The 15,987-nt window shown below is 48.8% G+C and carries 16 protein-coding genes; 6 read left to right on the forward strand and 10 right to left on the reverse strand.

Features of this window, described 5'->3' with window-relative positions; all coding sequences use genetic code 11:
* Window position 1: 1 nt before the first annotated feature.
* From moaA to MZO40_RS04040, 3 genes are read right to left on the reverse strand one after another with little or no spacing between them, the layout of a single operon-like run.
* Window positions 2-1,000 carry a GTP 3',8-cyclase MoaA gene (moaA, locus tag MZO40_RS04030; RefSeq protein WP_105924380.1) on the reverse strand — a complete coding sequence of 333 codons (999 nt, stop codon included), beginning with the start codon at window positions 998-1,000 and terminating at the stop codon, window positions 2-4.
* Between the two features lie 37 nt (window positions 1,001-1,037).
* Window positions 1,038-1,283 carry a MoaD/ThiS family protein gene (locus tag MZO40_RS04035; protein ID WP_031267350.1) on the reverse strand — a complete coding sequence of 82 codons (246 nt, stop codon included), beginning with the start codon at window positions 1,281-1,283 and terminating at the stop codon, window positions 1,038-1,040.
* A gap of 2 nt (window positions 1,284-1,285) precedes the next feature.
* The gene (locus tag MZO40_RS04040; RefSeq protein ID WP_003638492.1) at window positions 1,286-1,687 is read right to left on the reverse strand and encodes a molybdenum cofactor biosynthesis protein MoaE; all 402 of its coding nucleotides are present in this window, start codon (window positions 1,685-1,687) and stop codon (window positions 1,286-1,288) included.
* Between the two features lie 1,187 nt (window positions 1,688-2,874).
* On the opposite strand from MZO40_RS04040, the gene MZO40_RS04045 reads away from it, so the two are divergent.
* From MZO40_RS04045 to MZO40_RS04055, 3 genes are read left to right on the forward strand one after another with little or no spacing between them, the layout of a single operon-like run.
* Window positions 2,875-3,330, forward strand: coding sequence for a flavodoxin (locus MZO40_RS04045; RefSeq protein WP_050340055.1), 456 nt, complete (start codon window positions 2,875-2,877; stop codon window positions 3,328-3,330).
* Between the two features lie 3 nt (window positions 3,331-3,333).
* Window positions 3,334-4,335, forward strand: a complete 1,002-nt coding sequence (locus MZO40_RS04050; protein ID WP_050340054.1) for an iron ABC transporter permease — start codon at window positions 3,334-3,336, stop codon at window positions 4,333-4,335.
* A complete protein-coding gene (locus MZO40_RS04055) occupies window positions 4,332-5,102 on the forward strand; it encodes an ABC transporter ATP-binding protein (RefSeq protein ID WP_088769659.1) in 771 nt (256 codons plus the stop codon). Before MZO40_RS04050 ends, MZO40_RS04055 begins: the two co-directional genes overlap by 4 nt.
* Window positions 5,103-5,439: 337 nt before the next feature.
* On the opposite strand, the gene MZO40_RS04060 is transcribed toward MZO40_RS04055, so the two are convergent.
* The 6 genes from MZO40_RS04060 to sufC are packed head-to-tail and all read right to left on the reverse strand — an operon-like array spanning window position 5,440 to window position 11,722.
* Entirely contained in the window at window positions 5,440-6,507 is a 1,068-nt protein-coding gene (locus MZO40_RS04060) for an ABC transporter substrate-binding protein (RefSeq protein ID WP_105961875.1), read from the reverse strand.
* Window positions 6,508-6,530: 23 nt separating this feature from the next.
* Complete coding sequence (gene sufB / locus MZO40_RS04065; RefSeq protein ID WP_003638487.1) at window positions 6,531-7,937, reverse strand: Fe-S cluster assembly protein SufB; 1,407 nt, start codon at window positions 7,935-7,937, stop codon at window positions 6,531-6,533.
* Window positions 7,934-8,401 (reverse strand): Fe-S cluster assembly sulfur transfer protein SufU, encoded by a 468-nt coding sequence (gene sufU / locus MZO40_RS04070; protein WP_003638486.1) that lies wholly within the window; start codon window positions 8,399-8,401, stop codon window positions 7,934-7,936. The genes sufB and sufU overlap by 4 nt, the downstream gene beginning before the upstream one ends.
* Window positions 8,388-9,626 (reverse strand): cysteine desulfurase, encoded by a 1,239-nt coding sequence (locus MZO40_RS04075; protein ID WP_105961876.1) that lies wholly within the window; start codon window positions 9,624-9,626, stop codon window positions 8,388-8,390. Before MZO40_RS04075 ends, sufU begins: the two co-directional genes overlap by 14 nt.
* Window positions 9,610-10,911 carry a Fe-S cluster assembly protein SufD gene (gene sufD / locus MZO40_RS04080; RefSeq protein ID WP_105920862.1) on the reverse strand — a complete coding sequence of 434 codons (1,302 nt, stop codon included), beginning with the start codon at window positions 10,909-10,911 and terminating at the stop codon, window positions 9,610-9,612. The genes MZO40_RS04075 and sufD overlap by 17 nt, the downstream gene beginning before the upstream one ends.
* Before the next feature lie 13 nt (window positions 10,912-10,924).
* Window positions 10,925-11,722: a Fe-S cluster assembly ATPase SufC gene (sufC, locus tag MZO40_RS04085; RefSeq protein WP_003638483.1), complete on the reverse strand. Its 798-nt coding sequence runs from the start codon at window positions 11,720-11,722 to the stop codon at window positions 10,925-10,927.
* Window positions 11,723-11,976: 254 nt separating this feature from the next.
* Here sufC and MZO40_RS04090 point away from each other — a divergent pair, with 254 nt between their 5' ends.
* The 3 genes from MZO40_RS04090 to MZO40_RS04100 all read left to right on the forward strand — a co-directional run bounded on the left by MZO40_RS04090 (window position 11,977) and on the right by MZO40_RS04100 (window position 14,552).
* Window positions 11,977-12,198, forward strand: coding sequence for a FeoA family protein (locus MZO40_RS04090; protein ID WP_003638482.1), 222 nt, complete (start codon window positions 11,977-11,979; stop codon window positions 12,196-12,198).
* Window position 12,199: 1 nt separating this feature from the next.
* Window positions 12,200-14,188, forward strand: a complete 1,989-nt coding sequence (feoB, locus tag MZO40_RS04095) for a ferrous iron transport protein B (protein ID WP_105921943.1) — start codon at window positions 12,200-12,202, stop codon at window positions 14,186-14,188.
* A gap of 199 nt (window positions 14,189-14,387) precedes the next feature.
* On the forward strand, window positions 14,388-14,552 hold the full coding sequence (locus MZO40_RS04100) for a FeoB-associated Cys-rich membrane protein (protein WP_105921944.1): 165 nt from the start codon (window positions 14,388-14,390) through the stop codon (window positions 14,550-14,552).
* A gap of 96 nt (window positions 14,553-14,648) precedes the next feature.
* On the opposite strand, the gene murC is transcribed toward MZO40_RS04100, so the two are convergent.
* Window positions 14,649-15,959: a UDP-N-acetylmuramate--L-alanine ligase gene (gene murC / locus MZO40_RS04105; RefSeq protein ID WP_105961878.1), complete on the reverse strand. Its 1,311-nt coding sequence runs from the start codon at window positions 15,957-15,959 to the stop codon at window positions 14,649-14,651.
* Between the last annotated feature and the right edge of the window lie 28 nt (window positions 15,960-15,987).

The following is a 15,987-nucleotide window of genomic DNA, read 5'->3' on the forward strand; positions in this document are numbered from 1 at the left end:
TTTATCCTCCAATCTGACTCATATGACGCCATGTTGGGGCTTTGTCGATAATCCGGTCCGTCTCCTTCATGGCCATTTCATGGTTGAGTGGCTTGTTATCTAAGGCTTTTTGAATCAATTGACGAAATGCCGCTGGGTCACCGATGGCCGCACGAATGTCGATTTCTTCGTTCCAGTAGAGGCACGCCTTCACGTAGCCGTCCGCTGTGATCCGTAACCGATTACAGTTTTCACAGAACTTCGAACTGATTGGATGAATCAAACCAAAGCTCCCCTCGTAACCGTCGATCTGATAATTATCCGATGGACCGTTACCTCGAAGTTCAATTGGATGGTAGGTCAGGCCGTTTTCATCGCAAGTATCAAAGACACTCTTCAAGCCGACGTACTCCTTTTGCCATGTCTTGAGGGAATTACCAATCGGCATAAATTCGATAAACCGAGCATTGACGTCGTGATCCTTGGTATACTGCAGAAAATCTAGCACTTCATCGTCATTTTGACCTTTAATCAACACAATGTTTAATTTGATTTTCTTAAAATGTAACTTGCTGGCCGTTGCGATTCCGTCTAAGACCTGCTGAATATTCCCGCCACGCGTAATCTTACGGTACCGGTCTGGTTTGAACGTATCCAAACTAATGTTGAGTCGGTCTAAACCAGCTTCTTTGAGTGGCTTCGCCAATTTCGCCAAAAACAGGCCATTCGTCGTAATCGAGACGTCGTTGATCCCTTCAACGGCCTTAATGCGCCGCACGATTTCGACCACGTCAGTCCGCAATAATGGTTCGCCCCCGGTGATGCGCACTTTTGAAACACCCATTGCGGCAAAGTTCTCAATCATCTGGACGATTTCATCCTGCGATAACACCCGGTCAGTTGGGAAGAATGGCAAACCTTCCTTGGGCATACAGTAAACACACCGCAAATTGCACCGATCAGTAATCGATAACCGGACATAATCATGGAGCCGGTCAAAACTATCATATAATTTCTCCATTTGTTCATCCTCCTTCGTTGTCACTAACCCGCTGCGCCTAGCCCCCGCTTACTGGCGGAATCAGTGCAACCTCGTCGGTGGACTGTAGGACTTGTTGCCCGTCCACGATAAATTCTTGATTGACGGCAATGCGCGCATTATTAATCAGCGTTTTCAATGCTGGTGCTTGCTGGCACAATGCCGGTTTGACCATTGCCGCGGTACTGGGCTGCGCGACGTCAATCGTCACGGTCGGCCCCAGCTGTTCGCCGAGCATGGCAAAGAGCTTAACTGTCAGTTTCATCTTCAATCCCCCCAACGAACCTTATCGGTATCAAATTCTTTCTTCCAGATTGGGACTTCTTGCTTTAACGTATCAATCAAATACTGACACCACTCAAAAGCTTCCGCACGATGCGCCGCAGCGACACCAATAAATACCGCCTCGTCCATTAATTCCAAATGACCAACGCGATGTGCAATGACCACCCGGGCACCCTGAGCTTCAATCGGTGCGGCCAATTTCTCTAATTGACTGATTGCCATTTCTGAATAGGCTGAGTATTCAATTGACTGAGTCTCAATATCCCCCGTCCACTGGCGAACCGTCCCCACGAACGTCACGATTCCCCCATATTCCGGTGCCTTCAACGCCTGATACAGCGCGTTGACATCCAACGGCGTCGCAGATAATTTGATTTTCGCCATGGCGCACCCTCCTTTTGACCTCATTTGCTTACCCTTCTATTATGTCAGAGCCCACTTTTAAAATGAATTAGTCAAATCCCTAATAATGGTCAGTTCGTGAAAATGCTATCATATATTTATAGCACGTATTGTGTGGCTTAATTGGGCATGAAGTGTGATTAAATTTAAAGTCAAAAGCGGCCAGCTGAGACCCGCTGGAAACAGTGCGAGCTTGCGTAAATCTGCTGTTGTGGTCGCGTCCTACACCGGCTTACAGGCATTTCTGACAACGCTGGAACGCGATGGACACAGATTTAAGCCGACAACCCACGTCTTAAATACTGGTCTTCCACGTTCTATGCAATATTGTCGAAACGTGTTCGGGTCAGACTGGGATGGTATTCGAAAGGCAGACATGTGCGGAACCAACTTTTACTGGACTGATCGCTGATCCCTAGTAAGCAGCTATTTTGTCCATGAACTGTAAGACTAGTTTTAACTGATCTCTGTTCTGTATTGACAGACTCGTTCACAATTCGATTAATCGTCAACTTTTCTGAACGTGACGTTTATCTTCTATAGATTGTCTAAGCCGATAAATGTCGAACACTAAACAAAAGATATTCTATTGGCGAATTTATAAATTAGTACCATTAAAATTCAGTTATTAGTCTCCAAATAGTCCACTCTGTATTTAAATACCATAGATTGTTATGAATACAGATTCAAAGTTCGCACGAAGAGCCAGTTTCTTAATATTCAAGTGGCCAATTGCACCAGGATAGGTGGCCGTTCATCCGCCATTCGAGCGGCTTCCCGACTGGAGGGGCTGGCGGACAATGCTCAGTAGCCAAATTATTCTTAGCTGGAAGTGACTTTCTTCCGGCTTAGAATAAGACTCGTATTTGAAATTACGCAGTGGGTTTCTGCGTGAGTTCAAATCGATGTCGGCTTACGTTCCAGCAATTGTCCGCCAGCCTCGGAAGTCGGACTAGGACGCTCGCCTGGCTGACGAACAATACGCCAACCAACTGGCATATTTTAATCATCAATAATGCGAAACAATAACCAGCACAATGCGTTTAAGGCATAAATGGGCATACTGGGCTATTTGAACGACTTTGAAGTGCGTGACATGCTGCACTGACAAGCGCACCTCGCGATAATGGGTCCAGTGACCATTCGGTATAACAGAGGAGGAATCCACCATGAACGCAACGATTATCTACGCTTCATTAACTGGCAACAATGAAGAAGTTGCTGAAATTATTCAAAAACAACTACAGGAACAGGGGGTTCAGACTCAGCTGATTGAAATCAGTCAAGCGGACGCCTTTGAACTCTCATCCGCAGATTTGGCGATTGTCGTCCCCTACACGTATGGTGAGGGCGATTTACCCGAAGAAGGTCTCGATTTTTATGAAGACTTACTAGATGCGGATTTGGCCGGTGTCGTCTTTGGCGTCGCTGGGTCCGGTGATGAGTGGTATGCGGATGAATACTGCAAAGCCGTCACGGAATTTGATCAACAACTTGCGGGTACGAAGGCAACCCGTGGCGCGCAACCAGTCTTCATCGATTTACATCCGGAAGCTGAAGACGAACAACGGCTGGCGGCGTTTACCACTAGTTTGATTCAAACCGCCACGCAACTGGAGGTTTAGCGAATGGTTAAAACTCGTACACGTGGTTATGGTATTTTGACGCTCGCACTGGTGACGTTACTCGTCCTGATGTTCGTTGCACTCTGCCTGGGACGCTATCAATTAAGTCTGCAGGAGCTTACCGCCACTTTGACGGGGCAAGCTACGGTTAGTCCAGTTATTCACAATATTGTATTCAGTCTCCGTTTGCCCCGGATTTTAGCGGCAGTCGCAATTGGCGCCGCCTTGGCGATCTCTGGGACGGCCTACCAAAGTATCTTTCAAAATCCACTGGTCTCGCCCGACCTGCTCGGTGTCTCAAATGGGGCCGCAGTGGGTGCCGCCCTCGCAATTTTACTGGGTTGGCACACGGTCGGGACACAACTATTGGCGTTCGTCCTCGGACTCGTGGCCGTATTACTCAGTGTCGGCATTCCACGGCTGATTCATCAGTCGAGCACTTTGGCATTGGTCTTAGCCGGCATCGTGATCAGCGGACTGATGCAAGCAATTTTAGGCTTGCTCAAATATCTGGCTGACCCTGATTCGCAGTTACAAGACATCGTCTACTGGCAACTTGGAAGTCTAGCAAAAGTCAATCTTGGCAGTCTTGGTGCCGTTCTACCGCTATTTATTATCGGCATGCTCATTTTACTGATCATGCGCTGGCGACTGACGGTATTGGCGTTGGGCAATCAAGTCGCACTGGCCCAAGGGATCAACGTTCGTTTGGAACGTGGCCTAGTCATCCTGAGCGCAACGATGCTGACAGCCAGCGCAGTTTGTTTGAGCGGAACGATTGGCTGGATTGGCCTAATTGTCCCCCACATGGCACGCATCGTGATTGGTGAAAACACCAAATGGTCCCTACCACTGGCTGGATTGATTGGCGCCATCTTTTTGTTAGTCGTCGACACGCTCGCCCGGACGCTGTCTGCTGGCGAGATTCCGCTCAGCATTTTGACTGGTTTTATCGGCACCCCGATTTTTATTGCAATCTTACTTTCAAAGAAGGTGGCCCTATGACCGCACTATTATCTGGCAAACACCTGGCCTTCCACTATGGCCAACAGCCCGACTTGTTCACTGATTTGAACCTCGAACTGGCTCGTGGTCAAGTCTTGACGTTACTTGGACCCAACGGCATCGGCAAATCCACACTTTTGAAATGTCTATTAGGCCTATTGACGCCGACAGCCGGCCAACTTGAACTCGATGGCCAACCACTAGCGGCACTCACACCGAAACAACGCGCACAAATCATCGCGTACGTCCCGCAGACCATTCCAGTCACGACTAGTCTGAGTGTGCGCGACTATTTACTAACGGGTCGGACGCCATACCTAAATTTCGCGCAATCTCCGGGCGCCGCTGATGAAGAATTAGCGAACGACGTCTTGGCCCAACTTCACTTGACTGCCTTAACGGACCGCGCCATCAATACCTTGAGTGGTGGGCAAGCCCAGCTGGTCACGATTGCCCGCGCGTTAGTCCAACAACCACAACTGATCATTTTGGACGAACCGACCGCCGCCTTGGATTTTGGACGTCAGCAACAGATTTTACAACTGGTACAACAGCTTGCTGCATCTGGCATTGCGGTGATTTTAACGACCCACAATCCCAACCATGCTCTGATTTTGAAGCAGCACGTCGGCTTGTTTGGCGCGCACGGCGACTTTCGGACGGGTGGCGTCGAACTATTGACCGAAGAACGGCTGCAAGCCACCTACCAGACCAAACTACACCTGTTGTACGTCCCTGAGCTTGGGCGGATGATTTGTGAATTTTAACGATTTGCTGGTTAGTGAGCAATGGCAAGAGAAGACTCGGCAATGCTGACCGTGTTCACATTAAGCATTTGGCCGCCGACCTTCACCACTCGATTTTTCAAGGCGACTGATCGTAAATTAACCGCAATAGGTCGCTTAATCGTTTGCTCGCCAGTTGAATTCAACTTATCGCCAACCGAGCAGCGCCCGACACCGTACCACTCATCAGGCTACCGCGACCAGCGTTCGAAATTCAAAACGCAAATAACCGTACACCCGAAAAAAGCTAAGCGAACCAACCACGAGAAGGCTCTCGTCAGTTGGTTCGCTTAGCTTTTTCATTGTGCGCCCGATTTATTTACTTAGGCGTCGATGCCCCACTCAACAGTCGGTTGGTCTGGGCGGTACTCAATTGATAATGATAAAATTCCTGATAAAAGGCCTTCGTCTTGGCGACCATATCCAGTTGTTTAAAATGAGCTGGATGTAGTTTTTGTGCGGCCCACAAGACTTGCAAGGCTTCCTCCGCGCTATAGCGATCCCACGGGAAGGTTCCCTGCGGATTACCATACACGTGATTAGTCTTGACCGCCTTGAGCTTACTCAAGACCGCGTTCTTCTTCAGCGCAGCTCGAGCTTGAGCGGTGGTGGCACTACCGACGATAATCACGTCCGGATTCGACTTCGCCAGAGTCTCCGTTGTGACGGAAATCATATTGCCGGATTGCCTCAAGGCGTTCTGACCCCCGGCAGCTTTGATCCATTCATCGACGATCGTACCAGTTCCATCGACCTGATTCAGGTTAGTCGCGTTCACAAAATGCAACACTTTTGGTTTGGTTGTCACGCCTTTCAGCTGCCGCTTAACGTATGCCAAGTTGCCATTCAGCAAGCGTTGATAGCGTTTCGCCACTTTAGGTGCCTGGCCACCGAGGACTTGTGCCGTCAGATTGACCGACCGCCGCAGCCCAGCAAACGTCTGATACATCGCGTTGACCGTGGGCACCTTGGTCTTCTTCGCCTGCTTGATTTGGGCCGGGTCCGCCGCAATCACGACATCCGGTTTGGTCTTCAGGAGTTCCTCGGACTGCAAGTCGTCGCCCGCAAACGGTGCGGTGACTTTGCTGATGCTGGGATCAATCGTCTTGAACCATGGCGACTGCTTGATCATCTGAGTCGTCGCAACCAGCTTCTTCTGACCACCGAGTAACAAGACCACTTGGTTATTGGCGTGCCATAAATCCGCGACCCGCGTGACTTTAGCCGGTAACTGAACCCGTTTACCACTCATATCGGTGACCGTGCGCGTCGTTGAAGAAGCCGCGGCCGTCGATTTAGCTGGTTTCGTCTGAGACTGACAACCCGCAGCGACATTGATTCCGAAAACGAGCGCCAGTCCCAGTAAAATTCGTTGTGTTTTCTTCATATTCCTACTCCAAAGTAACCGAATTAACCGATTGAACCTTCCATTTCAAAACTAATCAACCGGTTCAATTCGACCGCGTATTCCATTGGTAATTGCTTGGTAAATGGTTCAACGAAGCCCATGATGATCATTTCAGTGGCCTTAGCTTCTGAAATCCCACGACTCATCAAGTAATAGAGTTGTTCTTCCGAAATCTTCGAAACTTTGGCTTCGTGTTCCATGGCAACGTTGGCACTATCAATTTCGTTATACGGAATCGTGTTCGATGAGGATTGGTCATCCATGATGATCGTGTCACATTCCACGTGGGCCTTGGAGCCGTCAGAATGTTTGGCGAACCGCACCGTCCCACGGTAATCAGTGGCCCCACCAGTCTTAGCGATTGATTTGGAAACGATCGAACTGGACGTGTTCTTGGCATTGTGGATCATCCGCGCCCCAGAATCTTGGTGGATCCCGTTGCTAGCGACCGCGATCGACAACATCGTGCCGCGCGCACCTTCACCGTTCAAATAAACGCTCGGGTACTTCATCGTGACTTTAGAACCTAAGTTACCGTCGACCCATTCCATCGTCGCGTTTTCAGCGGCCGCAGCCCGTTTAGTTTCCAAACTGTACACGTTATCCGACCAATTTTGAATCGTCGTATAGCGGCAATAAGCGTTGGGTTCAACGTTGACTTCCACGACGGCGGCATGCAAACTGTCTGATGAATAGTTAGGCGCGGTACAGCCTTCAACGTAATCCACACTGGCGCCGTCTTCCACGATGATCAAGGTCCGTTCAAATTGACCGGAGTTTTCGGCGTTTAAGCGGAAGTAGGATTGAATTGGCGTCTTGGTCTGAACACCCTTCGGCACGTAAATAAATGAGCCCCCGGACCAAACGGCGGCGTTTAGGGCAGCAAACTTGTTATCGGTTGGTTTAACGAGCTTGCCGAACCACTTCTTGAAGAGTTCTGGATAGTCGTGTAAGGCCGTATCAGTATCCGTAAAAATGATGCCAAGCTTTTCGAAATCTTGACGCATGTTGTGATAAACCACTTCGGATTCGTATTGAGCGGATGAACCGGCCAAATATTTACGTTCAGCTTCCGGCACACCCAGCCGGTCAAACGTCCGTTTCAAATCAGCAGGCACTTCATCCCAGTCACGGAACTTCTTGTCCGTCATCTTCTGGTAGTACAACATGTCCTTCAAATCCAGCTTGGTCAAGTCAGGACCAAACTTCGGCATCGGCATCTTCAAATATTCATGATAAGCGTTCAGCCGATAATCTAGCATCCATTGTGGTTCGTGCTTGGCCGCTGAGATCTCGCGCACCGTCTCCTCTGTTAGGCCACGGCCAGTCGAATAAGCTGGCTGCACATCATCATGGAACCCATATTCATAATCACGGTCATTTTTGACCACGTCAGGTACTTCACTCATACTTCTGATTCCTCCTCTTTGCCATTTTCAGCGAGCAATGCGCGTTGCAAGGCCCACCAAGCTAGCGTGGCACATTTGATACGTGCCGGAAATTGCATAATATTTGATAAAATGGCGGCATCTTCTAAGGCGTCGATATCCGCTTGTGAATGCTGCTTGCCAATTGCCATGTCCGAAAAGGTCTTCGCCATTGCCAAGGCCTGTTCCTTCGACTTACCCATCACGGCATCGGTCATCATACTGGCGGATGCTTGGCTGATCGTACAACCTTCCCCGGTAAAGCCGATGTCTTCAATTTTATCCGTATCATCTAATTGAATCGATAAGTTGATCACATCGCCACAGGTCGGGTTCTTTAAGGTAATCGCGTGCGTCGCATTTGGGAGCGCATTTTTATGATGCGGATGATCACCGTGATCGAGAATCACTTCACGATACAAGCCGCTTAATTTAGACAGTCCCATGTTTGAAAAACTCCTTTGTTGCTTGGAGTGACGTTAATAGTTGGTCAGCGTCAGCTTGCGTGTTGTATAGGTAAAAACTAGCGCGGGCGGTCGCCACCACCCCGAGTGCTTCCATCAACGGTTGCGCACAGTGATGACCAGCACGAACCGCTACGCCTTCCATATCCAGCGCGGTTGCGGCATCGTGCGGATGTAGCCCATCAATATTGAAGGCAATCACCCCGGTATGCCGTTGTGGATCTTGAGGGCCGTAAACGGTCACGCCCGGCATCGCAATCAGCTTCGGTAATAAGTAATCGACCAACTGCTGCTCATGGGCTTGGACCTGGGCCATGCCAATCGCGTTCAAATAATCGATGGCAGCGCCTAAACCAATCGCACCGGCGATATTTTGCGTCCCAGCCTCGAATTTCCAAGGTAATTCCGCCCACGTACTATTGTCACGATGAACGAAACCAATCATCTCACCGCCATATTGATACGGTGGCATCGCTTGTAATAGGGCTTCGCGGCCATAGAGGACACCGATACCAGTTGGCCCCATCATTTTATGACCTGAGAAGGCGTAAAAATCAACGTCAAGGGCTTGGACGTCGACCGGCATATGCGGCGCTGCCTGGGCCCCGTCCGCAATCATAACGGCGCCATTTGCGTGGGCCAGTTGTGCCAATTCTTTGATTGGATTGACCGTGCCTAACACGTTGCTGGCATGTGTGACTGAGACAATTTTCGTTTTCGGCGTAATCTTTTGTTTTGCATCCGTCAGGTCTAATTCGCCGGTCGGTGTCAACTCGATGTATTTTAAGGTCGCGTGCTTTTTGAGGGCCAACTGCTGCCACGGAATCAAATTGCTGTGATGTTCCATGATTGAAATCACGATTTCATCGCCGGCCTGAATGTTGGCTTCACCATAAGTGCTCGCAATCAAGTTCAAACTATCGGTCGTGCCCTTCGTGAAGACGATCTCATCAGTTTTCGGTGCGTTGATGAACGCTTGAACCTTGGCGCGAGCGGCTTCATATTGTGTCGTCGCCCGTTCAGCTAAAGTATGGACACCGCGGTGCACGTTGGCATTATCGTGTTGATAAAAATGAACCAGGGCGTTAACCACCTGATTGGGTCGTTGCGCGGTCGCCGCGTTATCGAGGTAGACGAGTCGTTCATCGTTGACTTGCTGATCTAAAATTGGAAAATCTGCGCGATGTTTCTCAAAGTTCGATACCATCTTCAAGCTTCCTTTCAATCGTATTCGTCAGCCGCGTCCGGACCGTCTTCGATGGGATCGCACCAATCACGGTACTCAAGAATCCCCGAATAACGAGTCGCTGGGCTTGGGCCTTGTCGATTCCCCGACTCATCAAGTAGTACATCTGATTCTGGTCGATTTGACCGACACTGGCTGCGTGCCCGGCCAAGACATCGTTTTCATCAATCAACAAGATTGGGTTGGCATCCCCATGGGCATCATCGGACATCATCAACACCCGATTTTCTTGTTCGGCATGGGCGCCAGATGCACCGTGGATAATATGACCGATCCCATTAAAAATCAGATTTGATTTTTCCATGATGACCCCGCGTTGAACGATGTTGCCATCGGTCTTCTTACCGTGATTAGTGACCCGGGTATTGATGCAGACATCTTGCGACTTAGTGGTGACCGTAATCACTTTGGCATCCGACTTGGCGCCTTCACCAATCAGTTCGGAATCAAAATCACCAAAGGTATTGCCATTGTTCATCATCCCAATCGCCCAGTCGACTTTTGCCCCACGGCTGATTGACGCCCGCCGATTGAGGTAAGCCGTCGTATTGGCACCGAGTTCGTCAAAAGCGGAATAGTGCACTTCACTGTCACCGCGCGCTAAAATTTCAACGACACAGTTGGCAATGTTAGTCACATCCCCCTTAGTCGTGAGGTGTTGGGTAACGGCAAAGTGGCTGTCCGCTTCCGCCACGATCAGCACGTGGCTGACCAGTGGCTGGGTGCGGGTGCTGTCTTGAATCGTGTTGATTTCAATGGGCGCTTTGATCGTGACACCCTTCGGAACGTAGAGAAAGACCCCCGCATTCAAAAAGGCGGTGTGATAACTAGTCAGGCGGTCTTCATCCGTTTTAACGACTTTGGCCATAAAGTGTTTTTCAGTTAATTGCGGATGTTCACGAAAAGCGGTGAACATGTCGGTCAAAATCACGCCTTGTTCGTCGAGTTCATCTGGCAAGTTGACCGTCACCGTTGTCTGACCGACCTGCACGATTTGGATGTGACCTTCTTCAGCGGTCACGTCGGTTGCCAGCGTCCGGTCTGAGCGACTGAACTTTAAGGGTTGCTCCGTTGGGGTGAGCGGCCAGTCTCGAATGCTGAACCGGTCGGCTTTTGGAACGGCCAAGCCCTGCATCGCATCGACAGCGGCTAACCGCCGTTCAACAAGCCAGTGCGGTTCGCCGTGTTCGTTAGCCGCGTCAGCTAACGTTGTTTTGATTGCTTCATAATCAGCAGTTGCTTCCATCGCTTCACACCCCCTAGTCTTCGTCATCAACAAGCTTGACGTCTAAGTTCAAATCATCACGTAATCCAGCGTAACCTTCTTTTTCAAGCGTCTTGGCTAAGTCAGCGCCACCGGTCTTCACGATCCGGCCACCCATCATAACGTGAACAACGTCTGGCACGATGTAGTTCAGTAGTCGTTGATAGTGGGTAATAATCAATGAACCAAAATCATCGCCGCGCATTGAGTTGACCCCTTTTGAAACCACTTGGAGTGCATCGATATCGAGTCCAGAGTCGATTTCATCAAGTAAGGCGAAGGATGGCTTGATCATCAATAATTGCAAAATTTCGTTCCGTTTCTTTTCACCACCGGAGAAGCCTTCGTTCAGATACCGTTCCGTCATCGATTCACTCATATTTAGTAAGGCCAAATTCTTATCTAACTCTTTTAAGAAGGCCATGACCGAAATTTGATCGTCTTCAGCTCGCCGCGCATTCATCGCTGCCCGTAAAAATTCGGCGTTCGTGACCCCTTGGATTTCAGCTGGATACTGCATGCCCAAGAAGAGGCCTTTACGTGCCCGTTCATCGACTGGCATGTTGACGATACTTTCACCATTTAATAGGATGTCCCCCTGCGTCACATGGTAAGCTGGTTGTCCCATAATAGTTTGTGATAAAGTGGACTTACCCGTCCCATTTGGGCCCATAATCGCGTGAATTTCACCGGTCTTCATCGATAAATTAACGCCTTTTAGAATTTCACGAGACTTCTGTTGCTCATCATCCGTCACTTCAACGTGTAAATCTTTAACTTCCAAGGTTGCCATGTAAATCATCCTCCACAATTCAATTTATAACGCTAGTCGTTATTCCTTTCGTATATAACGAATCGTTAACAGCTTCAACAAAAATACCGAAAAATCGGGCTTTCTGTATTCTATACCTAAAGTATAACCGTTTTCATTTCAAAAGAAAATAAGGCTTTTCCCCATATTATTAAAAGCCCTTTCATGCTATCATGTAGGTATAATATTTTTGACGAATTATTCACGATAGGAATATTCAGAAAGGACTGAGTCACATGCTAAGTCAATCAGTCACAAGCTCGCAGTTACATATTCAACAATTCACAGGTTTGGATGAGCAAACCGTTCAACGCTTGCACAGTTTAGGACTACACGTTGGCAGCCAACTCGTGCCAGTCCGCTACTACCCGTTCCATGGCCCAGTGATTATTCAAATCGACCAGCAACGTATCGGCATTCGCTATACGGTGTTCCAGACGTTGATTGGAGGCAAGTGACATGACAACCGTCGCACTATTAGGAAATCCGAATACTGGCAAGACCACGCTGTTCAACGAATTGACGGACAAGTACGCGTACGTCGGCAACTGGACGGGCGTCACGGTTGAGAAGAAAATGGGTCGCATTCGTCATTCTGAAGTGGAAGTCGTCGACCTACCCGGCGTTTACTCACTGAATCCGATCACCAAAGACGAGGCCGTGGTGACGAACTACTTACTGCACAATCACCCTGACCTGATTTTAAACGTCACTAACGCCAGTCAGCTCAAACGAAACTTGCTACTATCAATTGAAGTCCTAGAATTCGGTGCCCCGGTGATCATCGCACTCAACATGATCGACGATTTGAAGCGCACCGGCCACTACTATGATTTTAAGACGCTGGCACAACAATTAGGCTGTCAGATCAAAGCGACCAACGCACGTAATAAGGAAGGGTTAACCCAGCTACGTGAAGAATTATTAGCGGCACCGACGCCCGCCGCGAGTCCGCTCAAACTCAACTATCCGTTCATGATCGAACAGGCGATTCGTCAGGCCAGCAATCAACTTGTGAATGATTACGACTGCACCCCCGACTTTGCGCGGTGGCTCACGATCCAATTCATTAATCAAAACAAACGGATCCGCACGTACGCCAAGCAGTTGGATTTAAAACCACTCCTGAGTCAGGCCGCCTATTACGATGCACAGCAATTTGACGACCAGATTTTTCAAACCCGCCTGACTTTTATCGAGCAGACGTTAGCGAGTGCCAGTCAGAATCTCGCCAGCACTAGTCACGTTGAAATGACAGCCAAAATCGACAAGTGGATCACTCATCCGTTACTCGGACTGCCCGTCTTTGTCGGTATCTTCTACTTGATGTTCAAGCTCTCATTCGATTGGATTGGCACGCCACTGTCAGATTTACTGGATGGCTTCGTTTCGGGGCCGTTATCGACGACGGTCAGCCATTGGTTAACGATTGCCGGTGCGATACCGATTTTACGGTCACTCATCGTCAACGGACTGATTGCCGGCGTTGGTGGTGTCTTAGTCTTCATTCCACAAATTTTCGTTTTGTTCGCATGTATCTCGATTTTGGAAGATTCTGGCTACATGGCGCGGGCCGCACTAGTCACCGACCGTTTGATGCAGATGATTGGCTTAAACGGGAAGGCTTTTATCCCACTGATCATTGGCTTTGGCTGCAACGTGACCGGAATCATGGCAGCGCGAACGATTGAACAGCCCAAGGAACGGTTGATTACCACGTTGATTTCACCGTTCATGAGCTGTTCAGCCCGTCTCCCGATTTATAGTCTGTTCGTCGCCGCGTTCTTCCCGAGTAACCAAGCGCTGATCGTCTTATCGATTTACTTTCTCGGTATTGCGGTGGCACTCGCGATGGCGAAGTTCTACCAAGTCATTTTCAACGTCGACGATAGTTCGGTCTTCATCGTTGAACTTCCGCAGTACCACATTCCACGCGCCGACATCATCTGGCGCGGCACCTGGGATAAGGGCAAGGGCTTCATCAAAAAAGCCGGGACCATTATTTTTGCCGGGACCGTCTTGATTTGGTTGCTCTCTTCATTTGGGACCAGCGGCTTAGTCAACGATATCGACCGCAGCTTTGCAGCCACACTTGGTAAAACCTTGCTGCCGCTGTTCGCACCACTTGGCGTCACTGCCTGGCAAGTGATCTCCGCACTATTCACCGGGATTCTCGCCAAAGAAGTCATCAGTTCCAGCATGATGGTGATGTTCCACAGTGCCAATCAAGCGGGTCTGATTGCGATGATGGGGCGCTTTTTCACCCCGCTATCCGCCTACGCGATGCTGGTCTTTATCCTATTGTACGTGCCCTGCTTTGCCACGATTGGGACGATCAAGTCCGAGACTGGTTCCACAAAATGGGCCGTCTATTCGGTATTCTCAAGCCTCGCAATTGCGTATGGCTTAGCCTTCATTATTTATCAAGTCGGCAGTTTGTTTATTTAAACGTTATGGATGACTGGATAGATTGACTGATGGCCAACTGATGCGCTCGCTGATTCGACTCTCGGTGCCGGCTACCATCGAACTTTAGAAACGACCTGCTCCACTTGTAACTGATGACAAATTAGCCAACACAACCCACTTAACTTAGTATTTATGATGACCACACTTACCAACCAAATCTCAAAGGAGTCTGATTCAAATGGCATTATTGATTAATATTTTGATTATTGCACTGATTATTGGCGCAGCCGGCTATCAAATCGTCCGGATCGTCAAGCGGGCTAAGAAAGGCAAGTGCGCAGCTTGTGATTATGACTGTGAGGCCAAGAAGATGCTCAATAAGGCGCAGAAACAGCATGGTTAATGTTGTTGCATTAGCCAGCCGCTAGATTTAAATAGCACCAAAAAAGTCGCATGAAGAAAAGCGCCCCGCAAAAGAGCGGAGCGCTTTAAATTATCTCTATTTCATTTGATCTTCATAAATCTTTTCATACTTCTGAATGTCACCGGCACCCATAAAGACTGCAACAGCATTATGGTAAGCCGTCAATGCAGACATATCATCAGTCGTAATGATCTCACCGCCATTTGGCAACTTGGCAGCTAAATCCTTCGATGACACATCGCCAGATTTTTCACGGGCTGAACTGAAAATGTTCGTTAAGAAGACGTGATCAGCCATACTTAAGCTCTTGGCGAACCCGTCCATCAAAGCCTTAGTCCGTGAGAACGTATGTGGTTGGAACACGGCCAAAATTTCCTTATCCGGGTACTTTTGGCGTGCGGCATCCAGCGTCGCTTTGATTTCAGATGGATGATGCGCATAGTCGTCAATCATGACCATATCGCCGACTTGATGTTCGGAGAAGCGCCGTTTAACCCCACTGAAGTCCAATAATTCGCGCCGAATTTCGTCTAAGTTGACCTTTTCAGAGTAAGCCACCGCAATAACAGCTGTACTATTCAGAACATTATGTTCACCGAACAATGGAATTTCGAACTCACCCAATGATTCGTCATGGTACTTGACTTCAAATGAAGACCCCTTCGTCGTCCGTTGAATATTGACGGCCTGGAAATCATCGCGATCACTAGTCCCGTAATAGTAAATTGGTGTGTCAACGTTCAAATTACGCAGGCTTTCATCGTCACCCCAGGCAAAAATGCCCTTCTTAACTTGATTACCAAATTGTTGGAAGGCAGATTGAACGTCGGCCAAATCCTTGTAATAGTCTGGATGGTCAAAATCGACGTTGGTCATGATTGCATAATCGGGATGGTAAGCCACAAAGTGCCGGCGATATTCATCCGCTTCAAAGACGAAGAAGCGGGCATCCGGCGTGCCTTTACCCGTCCCATCACCAATCAAGTAACTCGTTGGTGCAATGTGACTCAAAACGTGTGAAAGCAAGCCAGTCGTTGAGGTCTTACCGTGTGTGCCGGCAACCCCAATACTCGTGAAGCCTTCCATCAATTTACCCAAGAATTCATGGTAACGGTAGACTGGTAAGCCCATCTCCCGGGCCTTCTTGATTTCAGGATGGTCATCCGTAAAGGAATTCCCAGCAATCACCGTCAAACCTTCATGAATATTTTCCTCTGAGAATGGCAACATTTTGATACCGGCTGCGGCTAAGCCCTTTTGGGTAAACGTATATTGCTCGATATCAGAGCCTTCCACTTGATAACCCTTATCGTGCAAAATTAACGCTAACGAGCTCATCCCAGAACCCTTGATCCCAACAAAATAGTAAACCGTCGTTTTATCCATTATGAAATAATCTCCCATATTCACAATT

Origin of the sequence: Lactiplantibacillus sp. B652, assembly GCF_023806745.1 — a bacterium.
Lineage (GTDB): Bacteria > Bacillota > Bacilli > Lactobacillales > Lactobacillaceae > Lactiplantibacillus > Lactiplantibacillus pentosus.